The organism is Niallia sp. FSL W8-1348 (genome assembly GCF_038006745.1).
Lineage (GTDB): Bacteria > Bacillota > Bacilli > Bacillales > Cytobacillaceae > Niallia > Niallia alba.
Genome location: NZ_JBBOVV010000001.1, coordinates 2,342,501 through 2,367,265, shown reverse-complemented (window position 1 = coordinate 2,367,265; position 24,765 = coordinate 2,342,501). Strand labels below are relative to the sequence as shown.

Genomic DNA, 24,765 nt, shown 5'->3' with positions numbered 1-24,765 from the left:
ATAACCCCGAACGATTATACGTACATGCTAAGAAAAGTTCGTATAATTGTTTGGGGTTTTATTCATTTTAGGCTATTTTCGTAAAGTTTGTTGCGATTACCCGCAGCCGGAATACACTTCGCTTTCCGTGGACAACGCTTGAGCCTCCTCGGCCTCCGGGGTCTCAGACTGTCTCGCTAATCCCACAGGAGTCTACGTGTATTCCGTCTGCTTTGTATTTCCTACTAATTATATTTTCTTTTAAAAAAATGATAGAACGAAATAACCTTTAAAAACGGAGTGAAATGGAGCGGAGGACGTTCAACTCCTGCGGGAAGTAGAGCAAAACCTAAGACCCCACAGGCTGGAGGCTTAGGTTGCTCCCCGGCGCATAGAGTGTCTGTAGCGTAATGGAACGAGTTGGTTTCACTACTAAATTAGAGATTGTTCGTCTTTATCTATTATATATTTTGTTTTGTCCCAGCCTCTTTCCTACGATAATCTTTTCCCATCTATTCTTGTTCATGCTTCACTAAAACTTTTTTCATTTTTCTTGAAAACTCTCTTCTTGGAATGAGGACACTGTGCTCGCATCCTTCACACTTAATCCGAATGTCCATTCCTAACCGAATTATTTTCCAGCGATTTGTACCGCAAGGATGGGCTTTTTTCATCTCTACTACATCATTTAGACCGAATTCTTTCTGTTCCATATTGCCTCCTTGAAGATATTATTGTGGTTGTGAATACATGACCAATTTTGGGACAGGACTTTCTATTCCATTTTCATCTAAAACATTCTTTATTTCTTTTCTTAATATCCTCGCAATGGCATGATGCTTCATTGGCAATGTTTCTGCTACTACACGAATAGTTACTTCTGCCGCTTGAATATTTTGGACTCCTAACAATTCTGGAACACCAACAATATCCTCGTATTGCTCAGGTAATTTTTCAATCAGTTCCTGTATTACCTTTTCCGCTCGATTTATATCGCCTTGATAAGCAATACTCACATCAACAATTGCTTTACTATTATTGATGGAAAAATTAGTTACTTCAATAATGCTTCCGTTTGGAATAATATTTACTTCCCCAGTAAAGCCTTTTATTTTTGTTGTTCTTAAGCCAATTTCTTCTACAACGCCCTCATAGGTACCGATGCGTACTTGGTCACCAACAGAAAATTGATCTTCAAAGATAATAAAGAATCCAGTAATAATGTCTTTTACAAGACTTTGAGCGCCAAACCCAACAGCAAGACCGACAATTCCCGCCCCAGCTAACAATGCTTTTACATCAATCTTAAAAACAGATAACACCATCATAATAGCAATAAAATACACCACATAAGTAATCGTATTTTCTAAAAGTTTAATTAATGTTGCTTCTCTTCTTTCCGATACTCGTAATGCGGAGTGGGTTCTTACTTTAAATATATTTCTTACCGCCGCTTTCCCTATTCTAATGATGATGCCACTAATTAGAAAAATAAGGATAAGCTTTAGTGCTCCAAATCCAAGATTACTCCACAAATTCTCATTCATGAGATTATCTATACTTTCTTTTATATTCTCATCCATCTAGGCACCTCTAAATTTAAACTTCTACTAAATTATTTTCTTTTTTTCATCTGTTCATACAAACAAGAAAAGAAATAGTACTTTCCTATTTTTAAGGAAAGAAAAATAATGCTAACTATTTTTCTATTTTACTCTTCAAGACCCTTTATATTGGGTAAGTTTATTTTAACAGTTTTTCTACATGCTTTGTAGTAGTAAGTTTCCTAAAAGACACAGGACTTTTGCCCTTATTATAATGACATACACTCTTCTTGTATCGCTCTTTTGTCCTTTATTTTTATGTCCATGTATAGAATTTGCCTCTTTTCCATATACTGAATACTACAATAACTATGCTTAAAAACAACTAATGGTTCGATAGATTTCCATCTTAGTTGATAGGCTTAAACAGAATCTAAACGAAACATAATAACTGCTTTCTCCTATAGATTTTATCGAATCCTAAATGATGAAGGAGTAGATTCAATGACCTTATATTCCAGCCTTTTTGAAAAGAATGAACTTCCCATTAGAGTAGCTCATGATGAACAATTAGCAGCATTTAAGATTGCAGATTCATTATCTAAGCATTTACCATCCGTTTCAGCTGCACAACCAATTGTCTTTATTTGTATTGGAACTGATCGTTCTACGGGAGATTCATTGGGTCCGCTTATTGGTACATTGTTAAGCGAAAAGAATATCTCTCCTTTTCATGTTTATGGAACATTAGACGATCCAATTCATGCACTTAATTTAGAGAATAAATTAAAGGAAATACATGAAAAACATCAAAACCCTTATATTATTGGAATTGATGCCTGCCTAGGTAGAATGAAAAGCGTTGGAGTAATCCAAATTGGAGATGGTCCTGTAAAACCAGGAAGTGGCGTTAAAAAGGAGCTTCCCCCTGTAGGGAATATTCATATTACCGGAATCGTTAATATTAGTGGATTTATGGAATTTTTAGTTCTTCAGAATACTAGATTAAGCCTTGTATTAAACATGGCAAAAATTATTTCAAAGGGTATTTACCATACGAGTCTTCGCTATATGCATTCCGCGAAATTACAGGAATACCAGGTGAAAGAAGAAACAATTTAATATATTTTCTAATAAAAAATAGCCTAAAAAAGGTATTGTTCACAAATATTTTGTAAACTTCCCTTTCGTAGGCTATTTTTCAATCTTCATTTTCTAATTCAAACAATTGAAGGATTCTTGATAAATCTTCCTCTGAGAAAAATTCGATTTCGATTTTCCCCTTGTTTTTCTTTTGCTTAATATGAACAGTAGTTCCAAATCTCTCTCGAAGAAAAGACTCTTGTTCTTTAAGAAAGACATTTTTCACAGGTGGCTTTTCTTTCTGTGTTTCACGTGAAACATTCTCATTTAAGTGCTGGATTAATTGTTCAAGCTGGCGTACATTTAATCCATCTTTTATAATTTTGTCCACAATCGCTGGAAGCTTATCTTTATTTTTCAATCCTAATAAAGCTCTTCCATGTCCCATTGATATTTTACCGTCCGAAATATAGTTTTGCACAGCCTTTGGAAGAGATAATAATCGAACATGGTTAGCAATATGGGGTCTACTTTTCCCTAAACGTTTTGCTAGTTCCTCTTGTGTAAGCTTTAATTTCTTCATTAAGGTTTGATAGGCATGCCCTTCTTCAATAGGTGATAAATCTTCTCTTTGAAGGTTTTCGAGTACTGCTAATTCCATCATCTGCTGTTCTGATAATTGGCGAACAACTGCTGGAACTGTTTCTAGTTTAGCTTCTTTCGCTGCACGATATCTGCGTTCCCCTACTACTATTTCATAGCCTTTAATACTTTTTCGCACAATGATTGGTTGAAGAATGCCATGTTCGATGATAGAAAGCTTCAATTCTTCAATTGCTTCCTCATCAAAAAATTTTCTAGGCTGATAAGGATTCGGTCGCAATTCACTTAGGCTTATTTCTTGAACATTTTCTTCCTTCTCTGCATCCATTTTAGGAAAGAAGGCATCTAATCCTTTTCCAAGTCCTTTAGCCACTAGTAACCACTTCCTTCGCAAGGTCCAAATAAACTTCGGCACCACGTGATTTTGGATCATAAATAATAATTGGTTCGCCATGACTCGGTGCTTCTGATAAGCGAATATTTCTAGGGATAATTGTTTTATAAACTTTATCTTGGAAATACTTTTTAACTTCTTCAATAACTTGCAGGCCTAAATTTGTTCTAGCATCTAGCATTGTTAGCAATACACCTTCAATTGCTAAGTCATGATTTAAATGCTTTTGAACAAGTCGAACAGTATTTAATAATTGACTTAATCCTTCTAAAGCGTAATATTCACATTGCACTGGTATCAATACTGCATCTGATGCTGTTAATGCGTTAATCGTTAATAATCCTAAAGAAGGTGGACAATCTATTAAAACATAGTCATAGTTTTGTTTGACTTCATCTAATGCCCTTTTCAATCTCACTTCTCTGGAAATAGTAGAAACAAGTTCTATTTCTGCTCCAGCTAACTGAATCGTTGCAGGAATAACATCCAAATTCTCAACATTTGTCTGTTTTATCACCATACTTGCTTCAAGATCATCGACTAACACATCATAGATACAATGATCAACATCAGCTTTTTCAATACCTACACCACTAGTAGCATTTCCTTGTGGATCAATATCTACTAATAGCACACTTTTTCCGATATATGCTAAACAAGAGCCAAGATTGACTGATGTAGTTGTTTTTCCAACTCCACCTTTTTGGTTAGCAACAGTAATAATTTTACCCATGATGTCACCTACCTTTAATTCCATACTAGCTACGAAATATAATCGACGCAAGATGGCTACTTAATATAAAATAATTGAACCGTTTATAGCAAGCTATAAAACAATTTATTAGTAAAAACATGAATAGACTACAACATGGTCAATTCCCTACCTATTGTAATCACGTATATTATTTTATCACGAAACCTTCGAAATATCGTTATTTTTTCTTTTAATCTAGATTACTAATGGAAAATATAATGAATATATAGTATAAAGGAAGTTAAAAAAGCCTATCATTTCAAGCATTTTATGGAGAATTTTTATACTTGATATGTTTAGAAAATAATCATACTAATCAACAATGAGGTTTATAATTTATCCTTGTGGTTATCCTTTGAGGAACAGAATTGTAATAAAAAAGTGAGAATCAGCATTATCGGCTATTATCCTCACAACAAAAAATATGCTCTGTTAAATAATAATTCTACTAAAAAATTTGTTTAACTAATGGGATTTAACAGAGCCCTACATCTATAATAATTATGCTATATATAAATATTAAGTATTATTTCTTTTTCGGAATTTTAATCGTAAATTGATAAAAATCTTCAAACTCTTCTTCCTCGGCATTTAAATTAATTCCGCTGTCAGAAACCATATTTAGTGATTGGCGGATGGTATTTACTGCTATCCGCATATCTTTGCTAAAAGCCTTTCTTTTTGGCTTTGGTTTCTCCTTATTTTGTTCAAGCATTTTCACTACACGTTCTTCTGTTTGCTTTACATTTAAGCTCTTTTCAATAATTTCTTGTAGTAGTTGAATTTGCTTTTCTCTTTCCTTCAAAGGAATCATGGAACGAGCATGGCGCTCAGAAATCTCTTTATTTAATAAAGCTTCTTGAATTTCGTCTGGCAATTTAAGAAGTCTTAATTTATTTGCAACAGTTGACTGTCCTTTACCTAATCTTTGAGCAAGTGCCTCTTGGGTAAGATTGTGCAACTCTAATAATTTTCCATATGCCATTGCTTCTTCAATTGGAGAAAGCTCTTCTCTTTGGAGATTCTCAATAAGTGCAACAGACGCAGTTTCTGTATCGCTCATATTTTTAATAATAGCTGGTGCTTCTTCCCAACCAAGTTTTTTCATTGCTCTCCATCTTCGTTCTCCAGCAATGATTTCAAATTTATCTTGCTCGTATTCTCTTATTACGATTGGCTGAATGATACCATGTGTATGGATTGTACGAGCTAATTCTTCAATTTTTTCATCATCAAATACCGTTCTTGGTTGAAAACGGTTAGGAACAATCTGATTAATTGGGATTCTTCTAACTTCTTCATTGCTTCCCATATTCTCGATCTCCTCTTGAGCAGCATCTGCACTTATTTGACTAGCATCTTCTATTTGATCTCCTTTTTCGCCAAGTCCAAAAAATCGTGAGAAAGAAGGCTTCATCACCCTGCACCACCTTTACAAAACTCCCTATTTAATTATTCTCTATATGAAACATTAATCCCTGCAAAGAATCTGACTTATAGAAAGAAACTTCTCGAAATTTCATAGAATATGACAATTTATAGGTATATTATATAGTAGATATGATATTTGATATAGTCTTAATTCTATGAATGATTATATCATTCTCTTTTTCTTTAAATTAATTATTTTTCTTTCCATCGAACTAGTGGATGCCAGCCCTTTCATTCGAATACTACATCTGAAAGGGCTGGCAGAAAAAATCTTCAAACGAAACGAAATAGCTGTTAAAATAATATATCAGAAAATACTCTCTCTAGATTGCCCCTGTTTTCCCCTATTCAATAGGCTCCTTATTAGGAGTGCCTGGTTTTCTAGGATATTTTTTAGGTGTTGACTTTTCTTTTGCTATTATGATGATATTTCTTTCACTTTCTTCAATAGGCAATAAAAAGGAGTGCATGGCATTAACCTTTCCACCTAAAACCGTTACAGCCTTTTTTCCAGCCTCTATTTCTTCTTTGGCACTCGCTGCTTTCATTGCAACAAAAGTACCTCCAACCTTTACTAATGGTAGACAAAGTTCACTTAAAACAGAGAGCCGTGCTACAGCTCTTGCAGTAACAATATCAAAGGATTCACGATATTCTTTATTTTGGCCAAATGTTTCTGCTCGATCATGAATAAAGTTAACCTCTTTTAACTCTAACACAGATGCTAAATGCTCAAGAAAATGAATTCTTTTATTCAAAGAGTCGACAATCGTTACCTTTAAATCAGGAAAAGCAATTTTTAAAGGGATGCTCGGAAAACCTGCTCCTGCACCTACATCACATAGATGGGCAGCACTTTGGAATTCCTTATAATAAAATCCAGCGGTAATAGAATCATAAAAATGCTTCAAATAAACTTCTGATTTTTCTGTAATGGCTGTTAAATTCATTTTTTCATTCCACTCTACCAATATCTCATAGTAAAGCTCAAACTGTTTTATTTGCTTATCCGATAAAGTAATTCCTTTATCAGCAAGCATTTGAATAAATTCTTCTGTATTCATGTATGAACCCTTTCTACCTAGAGATTAAACACGAGCAATTTTTCCTTGTTCTAAATAAACTAATAAAATGGATATATCTGCTGGATTTACTCCAGATATTCTTGATGCCTGTGCAATGGATAATGGACGAACTTTTTTTAATTTTTGTACTGCTTCCGTTGCAAGACTAGAGATAGCATCATAATCAATGTTCTCAGGAATTTTCTTGTTCTCCATTTTCTTAAGTCTTTCTACTTGCTGTAATGATTTTTCAATATAACCTTCATATTTAATTTGAATTTCTACTTGCTCCTTAATATCTTCCGTTAATTCTACCTTGCTAGGTGCAAGCATTTCAATATGGCTATAATTCATTTCAGGTCGTTTTAATAGATCTCCTGCTCTTATTCCATCTTTTAGTTCACTGCCACCTTGCTCTTTAATGACATTTTGAACTTGCTCATTCGGCTTTAGCATTACTTCGCTCAAACGTTGCTTTTCTTGTTCAATTAAATGCTTTTTCTCAGAAAATTTCACATAACGCTCTTCTGAAATAAGACCAATATTATGTCCAATATCCGTTAAACGTAAATCTGCATTATCATGACGAAGTAGTAGACGATATTCAGCTCTAGATGTTAAAAGGCGATAAGGCTCGTTTGTGCCTTTTGTAACCAAGTCATCGATTAAGACGCCGATATAGGCATCAGAACGACTTAAAATAACCTCTTCTTTTTCTAATGCATTTAAACCTGCATTTATACCAGCCATTAATCCTTGACCTGCTGCTTCCTCATAACCTGAGGTGCCATTAATTTGCCCAGCAGTGTAAAGGTTTTTAATTTTCTTTGTTTCTAGTGTCGGCCATAATTGTGTTGGTACAATGGCATCATACTCAATTGCATATCCAGCTCTCATCATTTGGACATTTTCAAGTCCCGGGATTGTTCTTAAAATTTCTTGTTGCACATCCTCAGGTAAGCTTGTGGACAGTCCTTGTACATATACTTCTTGTGTATTTTTGCCCTCTGGCTCTAAGAAAATTTGATGTCTCGGTTTATCATTGAATCGAACCACTTTATCTTCGATAGATGGACAATAGCGAGGTCCAGTACCTTTAATCATTCCAGAATACATTGGAGAACGGTGTAAATTCGCATCAATTATTTGATGTGTGTTTTCATTCGTATAGGTTAACCAACAAGGAAGCTGCTCCGTAATAAATTTTGTTGTTTCATAAGAAAAGGCTCTTGGGACATCATCTCCAGGCTGTATTTCTGTCTTGGAGTAGTCAATAGAATGACTGTTTACACGCGGAGGAGTTCCCGTTTTAAATCGTACCAAATCAAAACCTAGTTCTTGTAGATGCTCAGATAATCGAATAGATGGCTGTTGATTATTGGGACCACTTGAATATTTAAGCTCGCCTAAAATAATTTCCCCACGAAGATACGTACCAGTAGTTACAACAATCGTTTTTGCACGATACGTAGCACCTGTTTTCGTAATAACTCCTTTTACAACTTGATCCTCTACGATTAATTCTTCTACCATTCCTTGAATTAATGTTAGATTTGGTTCATTTTCTAATGTCTTCTTCATTTCATGTTGATACATGTATTTATCTGCCTGAGCTCTTAGTGCACGTACTGCAGGACCTTTTCCTGTATTCAACATTCTCATTTGTATATATGTTTTATCGATATTTTTACCCATTTCGCCGCCAAGTGCGTCAATTTCTCTAACGACGATCCCTTTTGCCGGTCCTCCGACAGAAGGATTACATGGCATAAAAGCAACCATGTCTAAATTTATTGTTAACATTAATGTTTTGGCACCTAATCTTGCTGCTGCAAGTCCAGCTTCGCAACCTGCATGACCTGCACCAATGACAATCACATCATAATTCCCAGCTTCGTACTGCATCATGATGCCTCCTTCTTTCTAAATCTTTCTTTTATCTTGTTTTTCGAGGCTACTGTTTACCATTCAATAATCCTAATTTGTTTATTTTCCTAAACAGAACTGAGAGAACAACTGATTAATTAAGCTTTCGTGTACGCTGTCACCAATAATTTCACCAAGTATTTCCCACGTTCTTGTTAAATCAATTTGCACAATATCAATTGGTGTTCCATTATCGGCTCCTTCAATTGCATCACTTATTGCGCTTAATGCTTGGTTCAATAAGGAAATATGTCTTGAATTAGAAACATATGTCATATCACTTGCTTCAATGGAACCTTCAAAAAATAGACTAGATATGGCCTCTTCTAATTGATCTACACCGTTTTCTTCTACTAAAGAAGTCGTAATGATTTTGCGATTACCTGCAAGCTCTTTTACTTTTTCTAAATCAATTTTTTGCGATAAATCTGTTTTATTGACGATAACAATAAAGTCCATGCCTTCTGTCGCTTTAAAAATATTCTTATCTTCTTCCGTCAATTCATCCGCATAATTTAAAACAAGTAAAATTAAATCTGCTTCTCGTAACACTTTTCGCGATTTTTCTACCCCTATTCGCTCTACAATATCTTCCGTTTCTCGAATCCCTGCTGTATCAAGCAAACGTAGAGGAACTCCGCGTACATTCACGTATTCTTCAATGACATCTCTTGTAGTACCTGGGATGTCTGTTACAATTGCTTTATTTTCTTGCACTAAACTATTTAATAAAGAAGATTTCCCTACATTTGGTCTCCCTACAATAACGGTCGCTAGTCCTTCTCGAAGGATCTTGCCTTGCTGTGATGTCTGGAGAAGTTTTTCAATCTCCTTTTTGATATATCTTGATTTCTCAAGCATTACTTGTTGCGTCATCTCTTCCACATCATCATATTCTGGATAATCAATATTAACCTCTACCTGGGCTAATGTTTCTAAGATTTCTTGGCGCAAATGTCGGATTAATTTTGATAGTCTTCCTTCCATTTGTCCAAGTGCTACATTCATCGCACGATCTGTTTTTGCTCTGATTAAATCCATTACCGCTTCTGCTTGTGACAGATCAATGCGCCCATTTAAAAAAGCCCTTTTAGTAAATTCGCCAGGTTCTGCAATTCTTGCCCCATGGGAAGTAGTTAATTGCAATAATCGATTTACAGAGGCGAGTCCACCATGACAGTTAATTTCAATTACATCCTCTTTTGTAAAAGTTTTTGGTCCCCTCATCAACGATACCATTACTTCTTCCACAACCTCATCTGTTGTTGGATCGATAATATGTCCATAATGTATCGTATGACTTGCTACCTCACTTAACTTTTTATTGCCTATACTTTTAAAGAGCTTGTCTGCAATTTTTATTGCTTCTGGACCACTCATTCGAACAATTGCGATCGCTCCCTCTCCCATTGGTGTCGATATCGCAGCAATTGTATCTAATTCCATCTTATTTTCACCTCAATTCAAAAAATAATATCTATATTAAAAGTTTGTATTCACCTTTGACATGATTACAATAGATTAGATTAACATATCCACAAATGTAAAAAAAGAAAAAAATCCGCACACTTATCCACATTCTCTTTTATCGTTATATACCATTCTATCTTATCCACATGTGAATAACAATAAAACGAAAAATAAAATTACAAAAGCTAATAACTTATACTCCAACTATTTGCATGTGTTTCTCCCATTCTGTTCTATCACCTCTCTCCTTACTCCAATGAATGAATAAAATTTTGATTGTTTTCACTCATTAATTACTCTCCATTAGAAATATTATCTAAAGATAATATTTCTAAAAAATGTTTATATGGATCCATATAAACAAAAAAAAGAGACCATCTCTTTATCAGAGACGATCTCTATGTTCTATCTTTTTACCTTTAATGGCGCGATAATAATATGTCTTTTCGCATCTTCACCGGAAGAATAGGTTTTTACCCCTTTAAAAGAAACCAAGGCAGTATGAATCGTTTTTCTTTCATCTGCCGGCATCGGTTCAAGCGGTATTTCTTTTCCAATCTTAACCGCTTTATAGGCTATTCTTTCTGCTAACTGAATTAACGCCTGTTTTCTACGGTCACGGTATCCTTCAGCATCTAACATTACTTTAAAATACTCTTTTGATTCTCTATTAATTACTAATTGTGCTAAATATTGAATAGAATTAAGTGTTTGCCCTCTTTTTCCGATTAACAAAGCAATTTTTTCGCCAGATAATTCATACAATATATTTCTTCCACTTTGTTTAACTTGAATATCTATAGAGACACCCATTTTTTCACTAACATCTTGGAGAAAAATTTTAACAGATTCAACTGGATCTACTTTTTTCTTTACTGTTACTTTCGCAGATCTGGAACCAAAACCAAAAAATCCTTTTTTTCCTTCATCAACAACAATGATTTCAACTTGATTCTTTGTTGTCTTAAGCTGAGCTAAAGCTGACTCCACTGCTGCGTCGACTGTTTGTCCTACGGCAGTAACTTCCTTCACTTCTTCGCTCCTCCTGCTTTGCTAGTTTGGCCAACATTTTTAATTTCAGGACCTTTAATAAAATAAGTTTGGACAATGGTAAAAATATTACCTACTACCCAGTAAAGAGATAATGCAGCAGGGAAATTAATAGCAAATACTAAAATCATAACCGGCATAATCCAAACCATCATTTGCATTTGTGGATTTGGCGGAGCACCAGCCATTGATAATTTTGTTTGAATAAATGTTGTTACACCAGCTACAATCGGCAATAGATAGATTGGATCCGGTTGTCCTAAACTGAACCATAAGAAATCATGAGAAGCAATTTCTCTCGTACGAGAAATAGCATGATAGAATCCAATCAGAATAGGCATTTGAACGATTAGAGGGAAACATCCAGACAAAGGATTAACTTTATTTTCTTGGAACAACTTCATTGTTTCTTCTTGAAGCTTTTGCTGTGTCTTTTGATCTTTAGAGCTGTATTTTTGCTGCAGTTCTTTCATCTGTGGTTGAATTGCCTGCATTGCCTTACTGTTTCTCGTTTGCTTAATCATAAGTGGTAAAATAACAAGTCGAACTAAAATCGTTACGATAATAATGGAGATACCATAACTTCCGCCAGCAAATGCTGCTGTTTTAATAATCAGTTGAGATAGTGGATATACGATATACTCATTCCAGAACCCTTCACTTTCAGAAGTTATTGGTTGATTAAACTCTGTACATCCTGTTAAAATGGTCATTAAAAAAAGCAGACCAACTATCAATAAAAATTTCTTATTCAAGCTGCAAATCCTCCTGTATAACATGATTTTCGAATATTACTTTATAAGTATTGTAACCGATAAACGAATAGTAGGAAACGCTTAACTAATATTTTCCCGTTAATTCTTTCGTGAAAGAACTTTTGCTATTTTCAAAATATGGACAAGACTCTTTTTTACCTCTTCAAAAGACATCTCAGCAACAGGCTTTCTTACAATTATGACATAATCATATTTATTTTCCAACATCCCTTCCAATTCAAGGAATGCTTGTCTTACATAGCGCTTTATTTGGTTTCGCTTCACTGCATTACCAATTTTTTTGCTGACAGACAGGCCTATTCGAAAATGCTCTTGTTCCGCTTTTTCTAATTTATAAATAACAAACTGTCGATTTGCGAAAGATTGCCCCTTTTTAAAAACTGACTGAAATTCTTTATTTTTTTTGATTCTAAATTCTTTTTTCAACGTTTATAACTCCTTCAATTCCTCCAACTTACCTAATTCTCTCCTAATAGAAAATTAGATAGGCATCTTAACGTGAAGTAAACCAATCTATTGTAAAAAAGGGAAGGGACTGTCCTTCTATTAAGATCATTCCCTTCGCCTTTTAATTGAAAAAAGACCACTGACGTTTCAGTGGCCTAAGCTGATAATACTTTTCTTCCTTTGCGTCGACGGCGCGCTAAGACATTACGTCCATTTGAGCTGCTCATGCGGCTACGGAATCCGTGAACTTTACTTCTTTTACGTTTATTTGGTTGATAAGTTCTTTTCATTGTATATGACACCTCCCTGAGGAATAGCTGTTATAGACAGTCCTTACAATTATATAAACATAGGTAATTAATTGTCAACTATTCATTTTATTTATCGCTTATTTTATGGATCACCTTTAATTTTAGTGATATCCCTCTCTATAATCTAAGGCCATTGAAATAGTATACCACATAATTTTCTATTCTACTTCATATCCTTCCCAACTATTCTTTTTCTTAACGAATAATTTTTACCAATTTGGATACTATACAAAATTATTATCTATCTCCTTTACGTATTTTTTACTATCTTTTCGACTATTGTGGATAAATTTCGACGGGAATATTTTTTCCACAATAGTTATTTACAACTTTTCAACAAACTAATACCTTGTGGACATTTATTACTAACAACTTAATTAGCTTGTGGATAAGATATTAAAAAGCATTGCAGTTCTTATAAATTTTTGATATTATAGTTTTGTTTTCACATCTGAATAAAATCTGTGTATAACTACATTATCCACAATCTGTGGATAAATTGTGGACATCTTATTCTTTGTGTCTGAACAGAGTTTTCCACAAACCGTGGATACTGTCGAAATACCACTAATCTTCCTTATAATATATTTTTCCACATAAGAAAAGGACAATTTCCTTGTTTTTTTGCATATTTGCATCAACAAGGCTGTAAATTTTTGTCCAAAGTCGGTGTTTTATGATTCCTTTCTATCGGAATTTGACGTTTGAATAAAGAAAAACATCTTACATTAATATGTACTTTAGAAAAAAATTTTTAGTTCTTGGTTTAGCCATTGCTGCACCTTACGCACCGATTGGTTTATTCCTTTTAGTAAAAATCAAGTTTTAATCAGGTTTTATCTTAAGGCTTTAAAGCTCTTTTTTTGTTTTTTGATCATTTTTCGAAAAAACAGCTAATAGATTACATTTTTTATATTGGAATATGTCTTTTTCTGCACTTTTTTAAGATAGATCAATTTACTAAGATGAATAATAACGCTAAGCAAATTTAACTTTAAGTAAAGGAGGCGAGGATACTTGAAAAATATAACGGATCTCTGGAATAACGCATTAAGCACAATCGAAACAAAGATTAGCAAACCTAGTTTTGATACATGGCTTAAACCTACAAAGGCTCATTCCTTGCAGGGAGATCTTCTAGTTGTTACAGCACCTAATGAATTTGCACGGGATTGGTTAGAAGAAAGATACTCTCAACTTATTGCTGAAATTCTTTATGAAATCACTGGAGAAGAACTCCTTGTAAAATTTATTATTCCTCAAAATCAAATAGAAGAGGAATTTGATCAGCAAATTTCTACCAAACAAAAGAAAAAAGAAGAAGAAGTTACGGAACAAACCATCTTAAATTCTAAATATACTTTTGATACTTTTGTCATTGGCTCTGGAAATCGCTTTGCCCATGCAGCTTCCCTTGCTGTTGCCGAAGCACCTGCAAAGGCATATAATCCTCTATTTATTTATGGAGGAGTTGGTTTAGGAAAGACACACTTAATGCATGCAATCGGTCATTATGTTTTAGATCATAATCCATCTGCTAAGGTCGTTTATTTATCTTCTGAAAAATTCACGAATGAGTTTATTAATAGTATCCGTGACAATAAGGGTGCTGAATTCCGTGATAAATACAGAAATGTAGATGTTCTTTTAATAGATGATATTCAGTTTCTTGCTGGAAAAGAATCAACACAAGAAGAGTTTTTTCATACGTTTAATACCTTACATGAAGAAAGCAAGCAAATTATTATCTCTAGTGACCGTCCTCCAAAAGAGATTCCAACACTAGAGGATCGATTGCGTTCTCGTTTTGAATGGGGACTTATTACAGATATTACCCCACCAGATTTAGAAACACGAATTGCTATTTTAAGAAAAAAAGCGAAAGCTGATGGACTAGATATCCCAAATGAAGTAATGCTTTATATTGCTAATCAGATTGATACTAATATTCGTGAGCTAGAAGGGGCACTTATTCGAGTAGTGGCATATTCTTCTTTAATTAATAAAGATATTAATGCTGATTTAGCAGCGGAAGCATTAAAAGATATTGTTCCAAGCTCTAAACCACGAGTAATAACCATTCATGATATTCAAAAAGTAGTAGGTGAGCATTTTAATATAAAGTTAGACGACTTTAAAGCCAAAAAAAGAACAAAGTCAATTGCATTTCCAAGACAAATTGCCATGTATTTATCAAGAGAGTTAACAGATTTCTCGTTACCAAAAATCGGAGAAGAATTTGGTGGTCGCGATCATACTACTGTTATCCATGCCCATGAAAAAATCTCAAAAATGCTTTTAACCGATTCACTTCTTCAAAAACAATTAAAAGAAATAAATGAACTTTTAAAAGTTTAGATAGAATAGTGTGTATAACTTGCATGAATTTAAACACAGTCTATCCACATGTTGATAGACTGTGTTTCCTTGCTTAAATACAGTTATCCACATACTAACAGGACCTACTACTATTACTACTATTTTTTTAAAACATATATTATTAAAATAATCATTTAGAACTGCCATTAAAAATTTATTAAATCGGAGGATCAATTAATGAAATTCATCATCCAAAAAGATCATCTTGTTCAAAGTGTTCAAGATGTAATGAAAGCAATCACTAGTAGAACGACTATCCCTATCCTTACAGGAATTAAAATTGTTGCAAGTGAAGAAGGGGTCACACTAACTGGAAGTGACTCAGATATCTCTATCGAATCTTTTATTCCTAAAGAAGAAAATGATCAAGAAATAGTAGAAATCCAACAAACTGGCTCTATTGTTTTACAAGCGAAATTTTTTAGTGAAATTGTTAAAAAGCTTCCTACCAATCAAGTTGAAATTGTAGTAGATAACTTACAAACAACCATTCGTTCTGGAAAATCAGAATTTAATTTAAATGGACTCGATTCAGAAGAGTATCCGCATTTGCCACAAATTTCGGAACAAAATTCTATTAAAGTGCCGACAGACTTATTAAAAAATATTATAAAACAAACTGTTTTCGCAGTGTCCACCTCAGAAACACGCCCGGTGTTGACAGGTGTAAACTGGAAGATAGAAAACAATGATTTAATCTGTATTGCAACAGATAGTCATCGACTTGCTTTACGTAAAGCAAAAATAGAAGCGGCAGCAGAACAGTCCTTTAATATTGTCATTCCGGGTAAAAGTTTAAATGAGCTAAATCGAATTTTGGATGATCATGATGAGCCTGTAGAAATTTTCGTTACAGAGAATCAAATTTTATTCAAAACAAAACATATTCTATTTTTCTCTCGTTTGTTAGAAGGGAATTATCCTGATACAAATCGTTTAATTCCAACCGAAAGTAAAACAGATATTGTTGTTAATTCGAAAGAGTTTTTACAATCAATTGACCGTGCCTCTCTATTAGCTCGTGAAGGGCGAAATAACGTAGTGAAATTTTCCACAATGGGCGAAAATGTGATAGAAATTTCTTCTTTTACTCCTGAGATAGGAAAAGTAATGGAAGAATTAGTGAGTGAGTCTATTAGTGGGGAAGAATTAAAAATTTCTTTCAGTGCAAAATTTATGATGGATGCATTGAAAGTTCTTGAAGGATCTGAAGTTAAAATTAGCTTTACTGGAGCAATGAGACCATTCGTTATTCATCCTACAAATGATGACTCCACATTACAGCTTATATTACCAGTAAGAACCTATTAAAAGTATTGGGTGTTCTATTTAATGAACACCCAATTTTCTTTATATATACCAGATGTATGAATATGCAAAAGGATTAATAAGTGGTTTATGATCATGTTTTTACGTGCTCATTTTGAATATTACTTACTTATTTATAGAAATATTACACTTTTCTTTGTGTATCAATTAATTATTTAGTAGAATAGAAAGATACGATTAAAGTTGAGAGAGTGAAAAAATGAATAATCAAATTAAAATCGATACGGAGTACATTACGTTAGGTCAATTTCTAAAAGTAGCAGAGTTAATACAATCAGGTGGAATGGCGAAATGGTTCCTAGGCGAATACGAGGTATTTGTAAATGGGGAACAAGATCAACGCAGAGGCAGAAAGTTAAGAAGTGGTGATGAAATAAATATTCCTTCATTTGGCAAGTACACTGTTTTATAAAAGGGTGAAACCAAATGTATATTGATGAGTTGCTTTTAAGAAATTACCGGAATTATGAGGAACTGGATATTTCTTTCGAAAATAAAGTAAATGTGATTTTAGGAGAAAATGCACAAGGAAAAACCAATGTGATGGAATCTATCTATGTTCTAGCTATGGCGAAGTCTCATCGTACGTCAAATGATAAAGAACTTATTCGCTGGGATAAAGAGTATGCTAAAATAGAAGGTAGATTAGTAAAAACACATGGGAAAATTCCCATGCAGTTAGTTGTGGCTAAAAAAGGGAAAAAAGCAAAATTTAATCATATAGAGCAACGAAAATTGAGTCAATATATCGGTAATATGAACGTAGTTATGTTTGCGCCTGAGGATTTAAATTTAGTAAAAGGCAGCCCGCAAATAAGAAGAAGATTTATTGATATGGAGATAGGGCAAATATCCCCTGTATATTTGCATGATATGGGACAATATCAAAAAATTCTACATCAGCGAAATACCTACCTAAAACAACTACAAACAAATAAGCAAACCGATCATACTATGCTTGAGATTTTAACAGAACAATTTATAGATATGGCCGTTAAAATCGTAGCAAAGCGTTTTGAATTCCTGCATTTGCTGGAAAAGTGGGCAGTTCCAGTTCATAAAGGGATATCTCGTGGATTAGAAACCCTGGAAATTCGCTATAAACCTTCAGTTGATGTATCAGAAGACCAGGAATTGTCGAAAATGAAAGGTATATACGAAGAAAAATTCCAAAATCTGAAAAAACGGGAAATCGATCGAGGAATGACCTTATTTGGTCCTCATCGTGATGATATGATGTTTTATGTGAATAATAGAGATGTACAAACCTTTGGTTCACAAGGACAGCAAAGAACGACCGCTTTATCAATAAAAATGGCAGAGATTGAATTAATCTATTCAGAAATACGTGAATATCCAATCCTGCTTCTAGATGATGTTTTGTCTGAATTAGATGATTACCGTCAATCTCATTTATTAAATACCATTCAAGGAAAAGTCCAAACCTTTGTTACAACAACAAATGTCGATGGAATAGACCATCAGACATTAAAAGAAGCCGCTACTTTTCAGGTTGAATCAGGAACAATAAAAAAGATTCAATAGCTTTGAGGTGAAAGAGTGTACGTTCATATTGGGGAAAATATTCTTGTGCGAACTTTTGAAATTATAACTATATTAGATAGACAGACAGTAGAGTCATCTCCTATTTCAAAAGAATTTTTAGAACAGCAAAAAGCAATGATTAATGGGAACAGTTCATCTTATAAATCTATTGTTATTACGAAGGATACTATCTATTTTTCGCCGATTGCTTCTAATACGTTAAAAAAGAGAACAGTCCAGTTAACGGTTTAAGAATACTAATGGATGCAAAATGAAATAAAAAATTTTTTGATGTCAATGAAAGTTAGGTGATCAATATGTCAACGGAACAAAATCCAGTTGAACAACAATCTTATGATGAAAGTCAGATACAGGTTTTAGAGGGCTTAGAGGCTGTAAGAAAAAGACCAGGGATGTATATTGGGTCAACAAGTGGACGAGGTTTGCATCATTTGGTGTGGGAAATCGTTGATAACAGCATTGACGAAGCTTTAGCCGGTTTTTGTAATGAGATAAATATCATTATAGAAAAAGATAATAGTATTACTGTTAAAGATAATGGACGCGGTATTCCAGTTGGTATTCAGGAGAAAATGGGAAGACCAGCTGTAGAAGTAATTATGACTGTACTTCATGCCGGAGGAAAATTTGGTGGCGGGGGCTATAAAGTATCTGGTGGACTTCATGGTGTAGGGGCTTCCGTAGTTAATGCTCTGTCAACCGAGCTAGAGGTTTTTGTTCATCGGGATGGAAATATCTATTACCAAAAATATCAAAAAGGAGTTCCAGTTGCTGATTTAGAAATTATCGGTGAAACAGATAATACGGGAACTACTACACACTTTAAGCCAGATGATGAGATTTTCAAGGAAACATTAGAGTATGATTATGAAACTTTAGCTAATCGCGTCCGAGAGCTTGCTTTCTTAAACCGTAATATTCGCATCACGATTGAGGATACACGTGAAGGCATGGAAAAAAGAAAAGAGTACCATTATGAAGGTGGTATAAAATCATACGTTGAGCACTTAAACCGTAACAAAGAGGTGCTTTTTGAAGAACCGATTTATATTGAAGGAGAAAAAGATGGGATCACTGTTGAAATCTCTTTCCAATATAATGACGGCTATACAGGCAACATTCATTCATTTGCGAATAATATTAATACACATGAAGGGGGAACACATGAGTCTGGATTTAAGACAGCTCTCACTCGTGTTATTAATGATTACTCAAGAAAAAATAATTTGCTAAAAGAATCAGATGCAAATCTTTCTGGTGAAGATGTTAGAGAAGGACTTGTTGCAATTGTTTCCGTTAAGCATCCAGACCCGCAATTTGAAGGACAAACGAAAACAAAATTAGGAAATTCGGAAGTTCGTGCGATAACAGATACAGTTTTTTCCGAACATCTAGAGAAATTCCTATTGGAAAATCCTACTGTAGCTCGTAAGATTGTAGATAAAGGGCAAATGGCTTTAAGAGCAAGAATTGCAGCGAAAAAAGCGAGAGAATTAACAAGACGAAAAAGTGCTCTTGAAGTTTCAAGCTTACCAGGGAAATTAGCGGATTGTTCTTCCAGGGATCCCAAGATTAGTGAACTATTTATTGTAGAGGGTGACTCGGCAGGTGGTTCGGCAAAATCAGGACGAGATCGTCATTTCCAAGCAATTCTGCCATTAAGAGGTAAAATTCTTAATGTTGAAAAAGCAAGACTAGACCGAATCTTATCGAATAACGAGGTTCGTTCAATGATTACTGCAATTGGCACTGGAATCGGTGATGATTATGATATTTCAAAAGCGAGATATCATAAAATTGTTATTATGACAGATGCAGATGTCGATGGTGCTCATATTCGAACATTATTGTTAACCTTCTTTTATCGCTATATGAGAAAAATAGTAGAAGCTGGTTATATCTACATTGCGCAGCCGCCTTTATATAGCGTTAAGCAAGGGAAAAAACTTGAATATGCATATAGTGATAAACAATTACAGGAAGTGCTAGCTACATTGTCAGCTAATCCTAAGCCAAATATTCAACGGTATAAAGGATTAGGAGAAATGAATGCAGAGCAATTATGGGATACAACAATGGATCCCGAAAAAAGAGTGCTCTTGCAGGTAAGTTTAGATGATGCCATTGAAGCAGATGAGACGTTTGAAATGCTAATGGGTGATAAAGTAGAGCCGCGTAGAAACTTTATCGAAGAAAATGCTACCTATGTAAAAAATCTAGATGTTTAAAAGATAGGAAAAGAAATTTGGTGCTGATTAGATTGGCACCTTGTGTGTTTCTTTAGAAGTTAGTTATTCCTATTAATCATAAGGAATTCGATTAGATTTATTTATTCTCGTATTAGTTTAGTAAGAGAGAAGATTATCTAATTGTTTCTTAAGGAGGTTCCTTTCCATGGCTGATATGCCAAATTCTCAAATTAAAGATAGAAATATAAGTAAAGAAATGCGAGATTCATTCTTAGATTATGCAATGAGTGTTATTGTTTCGCGTGCTCTTCCGGATGTACGTGATGGATTAAAACCTGTACACAGACGTATTTTATACGCAATGCATGATCTTGGAATGCATTCCGATAAACCATTTAAGAAGTCCGCACGTATCGTAGGGGAAGTTATCGGGAAGTACCATCCACATGGTGATAGTGCTGTTTATGAGACAATGGTTCGTATGGCTCAAGATTTTAACTATCGTTATATGCTTGTAGACGGACATGGTAACTTTGGATCTGTTGATGGTGATTCAGCTGCAGCAATGCGTTATACGGAAGCAAGAATGTCTAAAATAGCGATGGAGTTATTGCGCGATATTAATAAAGATACGATTGACTATAGACCCAACTTTGATGGCGAAGAAAAGGAACCAGTAGTTTTACCTTCTCGTTTTCCTAATTTACTTGTAAATGGTACAAGCGGGATAGCGGTTGGGATGGCTACCAATATCCCTCCTCATCAATTAGGTGAGGTAATTGATGGGGTTCTCGCTGTAAGTAAAAACCCAGATATTACTGTTCCTGAATTAATGGAAATTATACCAGGACCAGATTTTCCTACATATGGAATGATTGTTGGGAGAAGCGGGATTAGAAAAGCCTATGAGACTGGTAGAGGCTCTATTATATTAAGAGCAAGGGTTGAAATTGAAGTGAAGCCTAGTGGTAAGGAAGTTATTATCGTTAAAGAAATTCCTTATCAAGTCAATAAGGCAAGACTAGTAGAGCGTATTGCAGAACTGGTCCGTGATAAGAAAATTGATGGAATCACTGATTTGCGAGATGAGTCTGACCGTACTGGAATGCGTATTGTAATTGAAGTTCGGAAAGATGCAAATGCTAATGTTCTCTTAAATAATCTATATAAGCATACGGCAATGCAGACAAGTTTTGGTATCAATCTACTTGCACTAGTAGATGGCCAACCAAAGGTACTTAATCTAAAACAATGTTTGGTACATTATCTTGATCACCAAAAGGTAATTATTCGTAGAAGAACAGAATTTGAATTAAGAAAAGCAGAAGCTAGAGCTCATATACTCGAAGGTCTTCGTATTGCCCTAGATCATTTAGACGAAGTAATTAGTTTAATCCGTAGTTCCCGTACAACAGATATAGCACGTGAAGGATTAATGACGAATTTTAATCTTTCTGAGAAACAAGCTCAAGCTATTCTGGATATGCGTTTACAAAGATTAACAGGATTAGAAAGAGAAAAAATTGAAGATGAATATCGAGAGTTAGTTAAGTTAATCGCTGAATTAAAAGCTATTCTAGCAGATGATGAAAAAATCTTAGATATTATTCGTGAAGAGCTTTTAGAAGTGAAGGAGCGCTTTAACGACGATCGTCGTACTGAAATTATTGCTGGCGGAATTGAAAATATCGAAGATGAAGATTTGATTCCTGAAGAAAATATTATTATTACCTTAACTCATAATGGCTACATTAAGAGACTACCAGCTTCTACTTACCGAGCGCAAAGACGTGGTGGACGCGGAATTCAAGGTATGGGTACGAATGAGGACGATTTTGTCGAACAGTTAAGCTCAACATCTACCCATGATACTATTCTATTCTTTACGAATAAAGGGAAAGTATACAGATTAAAAGGGTATGAAATTCCAGAATTCAGTCGAACAGCAAAAGGTATTCCAATTATTAACCTTTTAGGTGTGGAAAAAGACGAGTGGGTAAATGCCATCATACCAGTTTCTGAATTTGTAGATGATTGGTATCTATTCTTTACTACAAAAGAAGGGATATCTAAACGTTCTCCATTATCATCTTTTGCCAATATCCGAAACAATGGATTGATCGCTGTTAATTTAAGAGAGGGCGATGAGTTAATCTCTGTACGTTTAACAGATGGTTCAAAGGAAATGATAATTGGAACGAAAAAGGGTTTACTTATTCGTTTCCCAGAAACAGATGTACGCTCTATGGGCAGAACAGCAACTGGGGTAAAAGGAATTACGCTTTCATCTGATGATGAAGTGGTAGGGATGGAAGTTCTAGAAGAAAATTCAGAAATACTAGTTGTCACACAATATGGGTACGGAAAAAGAACGCCGATAGATGAATACAGAGTTCAAGGCAGAGGCGGAAAAGGGATTAAAACATGTAATATCACCGATAAAAATGGAAATCTTGTATCCATGAAGGTAGTTAATGGGGAAGAAGATTTAATGATTATCACAACAGGTGGTGTTTTAATCAGAATGGCTGTAAGTGATATTTCTACAATGGGTAGAAGCACTCAAGGTGTTCGATTAATCAAATTAAACGAAAATGAAAATGAATTTGTAGCTACTGTTGCTATCGTTGAGAAAGAAGAAGAGGAAGAAGCAGAACTGTATGAAGAAACGCAACAAGAGTCTTCAGAAAATGACGCGGATTCAAACGAATAATATTTTGAGGATGTCTTTAAGGGAAACCATAAAGGCATCTTTTTTTAGGTTGTTTTCGTAAAGTTTGTTGCGATTACCCGCAGCCGGAATAAACTCCGCTTGAGGGCACTGAAAAACTGGCCAGTTAATGATGATGGACGATAGCCACTTTTTAAACATAAGATGATCGATTTGTTTTCCGAGGCGTCCGCTCGCTTTCCATGGGGCGAGCGCCAAGCCTCCTCGTCACTACGTTCCTGCGGGGTCTCGGACTTTCTCGCAGCTCCCATAGGAGTCGAACGGACGCCTCTCCAAACCAACCTTATTTTCACTTTCAAATATGCTTGCTCTTAATTTCGCACGAAAAAAGGACTTTTTCAGTGGCCTCCTTCGCTTTCCGTGGGGCTAAGCTTAAGCCTCCTCAGCTTCACTCCTCCGGGGGCTTAGGCTGTCTCGCTAATCCCGCATAAGTCTTCGTGTATTCCGGTTGCTCCATTTTTCCAACTAATTCTTTTTTTTCTATTGAAAAAACAACAATCCTTTAGAAAACAGCTTTTTTATAAGTAAGGAAAATTTAATTCCTCCATCTTCTATATTTTCCGTAAATAAGTGAAGAAATTCTTAGTATTTAGGTGAAAAGTCTGAATAAAATGGGTTACATTTCAAAAAAAATACATTAAAATAGTAAAAAAGTCCGTTTTTGAAAGGTGATTTCAAATGATCGTTAATGTAGAAGAGTTAAAGGCAGGAAGTATTTTAGCAGAAGATATATATATGCGAACTAATAGACCAATTATTACAGCAAAAACAGTTTTAGCAGAAGAACATATCGAGATATTAAAAGCTTTCTTAGTAGAGAAAATTCCCGTTCAAAACACACAAATAGATGGTACAAAGATGATCCAGTCTAATACATCTATTCATAATAAAGACCAGAAAGAAATTAAAAGTGATTTTATAGATCTTTTTTTACATACAGTTCAATTGTACAAAAAGGAGTTTATCTCTTGGCAATCTGGGTTATCTGTAAATATAGCGAATATTAGAAATATACTTCTCCCCTTGTTAGAACAGTTAAAGGATGGCTCAACAGAAATATTTTCTCTTTATCACTTATCGAATAAAAAAGAATATATATATCAGCATTCAATTGCTGTAGCAATTATTAGTGCTCTTATAGCTCAAAAATTGAACTATAACTATCGAGATACAATTCAAGTAGCGTTGGCAGGCTGTTTAAGTGATGCTGGGATGGCTAAAATCGAACAACGATTATTGCATAAAACAGAGCCATTAACAGAGGAAGAATTTAATGAAGTGAAAAAACATACTAGGTACAGCTTGGAAATGATTCCTGAACATACTTTATTAAAAAATGAAACTAGACTCGCAATTTTTCAGCATCATGAAAGAATAGATGGAAGCGGGTATCCGATGGGGAATGTAGATACAAAGATACATGTCTTTGCTAAAATTATAGCAGTGGCTGATACATTCCATGCGATGACATCGGAACGTTTGTATCGGAAGAAACATTCTCCTTTTCGTGTCATTGAGCAAATGCATCAGGATCATTTCGGAAAGTTTGATTTAACTATATTACAAGCATTAAGCAACGCTATTACGCAATTTACAACGGGAAGTAAAGTTAGACTATCTAATGGCGAAAAAGCTGAAGTTTTATTTATAGAAGGTAATGTTTCAACTAGGCCGTTAGTTAAAATAATCGAAAATGAAATGATTCTTGATTTGGAAAAAAATAGACATTTATTTATTGA

21 protein-coding genes (1 of these 21 running past the window's edge) are annotated in these 24,765 nt (G+C 34.5%); 9 read left to right on the top strand and 12 right to left on the bottom strand.

Translation table 11 applies throughout. The features are described 5' to 3' along the window. Positions 1 to 491: 491 nt before the first annotated feature. The gene (locus NST60_RS11360; protein ID WP_016201483.1) at positions 492 to 692 is read right to left on the bottom strand and encodes a DUF951 domain-containing protein; all 201 of its coding nucleotides are present in this window, start codon (positions 690 to 692) and stop codon (positions 492 to 494) included. Positions 693 to 710: 18 nt separating this feature from the next. Further along, a complete protein-coding gene (locus NST60_RS11355; protein WP_341098792.1) occupies positions 711 to 1,562 on the bottom strand; it encodes a mechanosensitive ion channel family protein in 852 nt (283 codons plus the stop codon). A 465-nt stretch (positions 1,563 to 2,027) separates the two neighbouring features. On the opposite strand from NST60_RS11355, the gene yyaC reads away from it, so the two are divergent. Then, positions 2,028 to 2,645 carry a spore protease YyaC gene (gene yyaC / locus NST60_RS11350; protein WP_341098791.1) on the top strand — a complete coding sequence of 206 codons (618 nt, stop codon included), beginning with the start codon at positions 2,028 to 2,030 and terminating at the stop codon, positions 2,643 to 2,645. 79 nt (positions 2,646 to 2,724) lie between these two features. Here the strand turns inward: yyaC and NST60_RS11345 are convergent, their stop codons facing one another. The 10 genes from NST60_RS11345 to rpmH form a co-directional block, all read right to left on the bottom strand. Beyond that, entirely contained in the window at positions 2,725 to 3,582 is an 858-nt protein-coding gene (locus NST60_RS11345) for a ParB/RepB/Spo0J family partition protein (protein WP_341098790.1), read from the bottom strand. Continuing rightward, entirely contained in the window at positions 3,575 to 4,336 is a 762-nt protein-coding gene (locus tag NST60_RS11340; RefSeq protein ID WP_016201479.1) for a ParA family protein, read from the bottom strand. Before NST60_RS11340 ends, NST60_RS11345 begins: the two co-directional genes overlap by 8 nt. Positions 4,337 to 4,883: 547 nt before the next feature. Further along, complete coding sequence (gene noc / locus NST60_RS11335; protein WP_341098789.1) at positions 4,884 to 5,774, bottom strand: nucleoid occlusion protein; 891 nt, start codon at positions 5,772 to 5,774, stop codon at positions 4,884 to 4,886. Between the two features lie 358 nt (positions 5,775 to 6,132). After that, a complete protein-coding gene (gene rsmG / locus NST60_RS11330; RefSeq protein ID WP_341098788.1) occupies positions 6,133 to 6,852 on the bottom strand; it encodes a 16S rRNA (guanine(527)-N(7))-methyltransferase RsmG in 720 nt (239 codons plus the stop codon). Between the two features lie 24 nt (positions 6,853 to 6,876). Then, positions 6,877 to 8,757, bottom strand: coding sequence for a tRNA uridine-5-carboxymethylaminomethyl(34) synthesis enzyme MnmG (gene mnmG, locus NST60_RS11325; protein WP_341099831.1), 1,881 nt, complete (start codon positions 8,755 to 8,757; stop codon positions 6,877 to 6,879). An 81-nt stretch (positions 8,758 to 8,838) separates the two neighbouring features. Continuing rightward, complete coding sequence (gene mnmE, locus NST60_RS11320) at positions 8,839 to 10,224, bottom strand: tRNA uridine-5-carboxymethylaminomethyl(34) synthesis GTPase MnmE (protein WP_341098787.1); 1,386 nt, start codon at positions 10,222 to 10,224, stop codon at positions 8,839 to 8,841. A 429-nt stretch (positions 10,225 to 10,653) separates the two neighbouring features. Beyond that, on the bottom strand, positions 10,654 to 11,280 hold the full coding sequence (gene jag, locus NST60_RS11315; protein WP_341098786.1) for an RNA-binding cell elongation regulator Jag/EloR: 627 nt from the start codon (positions 11,278 to 11,280) through the stop codon (positions 10,654 to 10,656). Then, entirely contained in the window at positions 11,277 to 12,011 is a 735-nt protein-coding gene (spoIIIJ, locus tag NST60_RS11310; protein ID WP_445304409.1) for a YidC family membrane integrase SpoIIIJ, read from the bottom strand. Before spoIIIJ ends, jag begins: the two co-directional genes overlap by 4 nt. 141 nt (positions 12,012 to 12,152) lie before the next feature. After that, positions 12,153 to 12,500 carry a ribonuclease P protein component gene (gene rnpA / locus NST60_RS11305; RefSeq protein ID WP_016201471.1) on the bottom strand — a complete coding sequence of 116 codons (348 nt, stop codon included), beginning with the start codon at positions 12,498 to 12,500 and terminating at the stop codon, positions 12,153 to 12,155. Positions 12,501 to 12,676: 176 nt separating this feature from the next. After that, the gene (gene rpmH / locus NST60_RS11300; protein ID WP_016201470.1) at positions 12,677 to 12,811 is read right to left on the bottom strand and encodes a 50S ribosomal protein L34; all 135 of its coding nucleotides are present in this window, start codon (positions 12,809 to 12,811) and stop codon (positions 12,677 to 12,679) included. Between the two features lie 1,038 nt (positions 12,812 to 13,849). Between rpmH and dnaA the strand changes: the two genes are divergently transcribed. The 8 genes from dnaA to NST60_RS11260 all read left to right on the top strand — a co-directional run. Continuing rightward, positions 13,850 to 15,190 (top strand): chromosomal replication initiator protein DnaA, encoded by a 1,341-nt coding sequence (gene dnaA, locus NST60_RS11295; RefSeq protein ID WP_341098784.1) that lies wholly within the window; start codon positions 13,850 to 13,852, stop codon positions 15,188 to 15,190. A 198-nt stretch (positions 15,191 to 15,388) separates the two neighbouring features. Beyond that, positions 15,389 to 16,522 carry a DNA polymerase III subunit beta gene (gene dnaN / locus NST60_RS11290; protein ID WP_212120992.1) on the top strand — a complete coding sequence of 378 codons (1,134 nt, stop codon included), beginning with the start codon at positions 15,389 to 15,391 and terminating at the stop codon, positions 16,520 to 16,522. Positions 16,523 to 16,739: 217 nt separating this feature from the next. Continuing rightward, entirely contained in the window at positions 16,740 to 16,952 is a 213-nt protein-coding gene (yaaA, locus tag NST60_RS11285) for a S4 domain-containing protein YaaA (RefSeq protein WP_016201467.1), read from the top strand. Between the two features lie 14 nt (positions 16,953 to 16,966). Further along, complete coding sequence (gene recF, locus NST60_RS11280) at positions 16,967 to 18,085, top strand: DNA replication/repair protein RecF (protein WP_341098783.1); 1,119 nt, start codon at positions 16,967 to 16,969, stop codon at positions 18,083 to 18,085. A gap of 15 nt (positions 18,086 to 18,100) precedes the next feature. Then, entirely contained in the window at positions 18,101 to 18,337 is a 237-nt protein-coding gene (remB, locus tag NST60_RS11275) for an extracellular matrix regulator RemB (protein WP_341098782.1), read from the top strand. Positions 18,338 to 18,402: 65 nt separating this feature from the next. Then, complete coding sequence (gene gyrB / locus NST60_RS11270) at positions 18,403 to 20,334, top strand: DNA topoisomerase (ATP-hydrolyzing) subunit B (RefSeq protein WP_341098781.1); 1,932 nt, start codon at positions 18,403 to 18,405, stop codon at positions 20,332 to 20,334. A gap of 166 nt (positions 20,335 to 20,500) precedes the next feature. Beyond that, the gene (gyrA, locus tag NST60_RS11265) at positions 20,501 to 23,008 is read left to right on the top strand and encodes a DNA gyrase subunit A (RefSeq protein ID WP_341098780.1); all 2,508 of its coding nucleotides are present in this window, start codon (positions 20,501 to 20,503) and stop codon (positions 23,006 to 23,008) included. Positions 23,009 to 23,704: 696 nt separating this feature from the next. Beyond that, a protein-coding gene (locus NST60_RS11260) for an HD-GYP domain-containing protein (RefSeq protein WP_341098779.1) crosses the window boundary here: on the top strand, positions 23,705 to 24,765 show its 5' portion. The gene runs 19 nt beyond the window's last position; the window shows 1,061 of its 1,080 coding nt (coding positions 1-1,061); its start codon is at positions 23,705 to 23,707; the stop codon falls past the right edge of the window.

Excerpts from the sequence above, each read along its gene's own strand:
- rsmG (WP_341098788.1), bottom strand. The coding sequence starts at position 6,852 with ATGAATACAGAAGAATTTATTCAAATGCTTGCTGATAAAGGAATTACT.
- mnmE (WP_341098787.1), bottom strand. The coding sequence starts at position 10,224 with ATGGAATTAGATACAATTGCTGCGATATCGACACCAATGGGAGAGGGA.
- mnmG (WP_341099831.1), bottom strand. The coding sequence starts at position 8,757 with ATGCAGTACGAAGCTGGGAATTATGATGTGATTGTCATTGGTGCAGGT.
- spoIIIJ (WP_445304409.1), bottom strand. The coding sequence starts at position 12,011 with ATGACCATTTTAACAGGATGTACAGAGTTTAATCAACCAATAACTTCT.
- gyrA (WP_341098780.1), top strand. The coding sequence starts at position 20,501 with ATGGCTGATATGCCAAATTCTCAAATTAAAGATAGAAATATAAGTAAA.
- NST60_RS11355 (WP_341098792.1), bottom strand. The coding sequence starts at position 1,562 with ATGGATGAGAATATAAAAGAAAGTATAGATAATCTCATGAATGAGAAT.
- rpmH (WP_016201470.1), bottom strand. The coding sequence starts at position 12,811 with ATGAAAAGAACTTATCAACCAAATAAACGTAAAAGAAGTAAAGTTCAC.
- NST60_RS11360 (WP_016201483.1), bottom strand. The coding sequence starts at position 692 with ATGGAACAGAAAGAATTCGGTCTAAATGATGTAGTAGAGATGAAAAAA.
- noc (WP_341098789.1), bottom strand. The coding sequence starts at position 5,774 with ATGAAGCCTTCTTTCTCACGATTTTTTGGACTTGGCGAAAAAGGAGAT.
- NST60_RS11340 (WP_016201479.1), bottom strand. The coding sequence starts at position 4,336 with ATGGGTAAAATTATTACTGTTGCTAACCAAAAAGGTGGAGTTGGAAAA.
- yyaC (WP_341098791.1), top strand. The coding sequence starts at position 2,028 with ATGACCTTATATTCCAGCCTTTTTGAAAAGAATGAACTTCCCATTAGA.
- gyrB (WP_341098781.1), top strand. The coding sequence starts at position 18,403 with ATGTCAACGGAACAAAATCCAGTTGAACAACAATCTTATGATGAAAGT.
- yaaA (WP_016201467.1), top strand. The coding sequence starts at position 16,740 with ATGAATAATCAAATTAAAATCGATACGGAGTACATTACGTTAGGTCAA.
- dnaN (WP_212120992.1), top strand. The coding sequence starts at position 15,389 with ATGAAATTCATCATCCAAAAAGATCATCTTGTTCAAAGTGTTCAAGAT.
- recF (WP_341098783.1), top strand. The coding sequence starts at position 16,967 with ATGTATATTGATGAGTTGCTTTTAAGAAATTACCGGAATTATGAGGAA.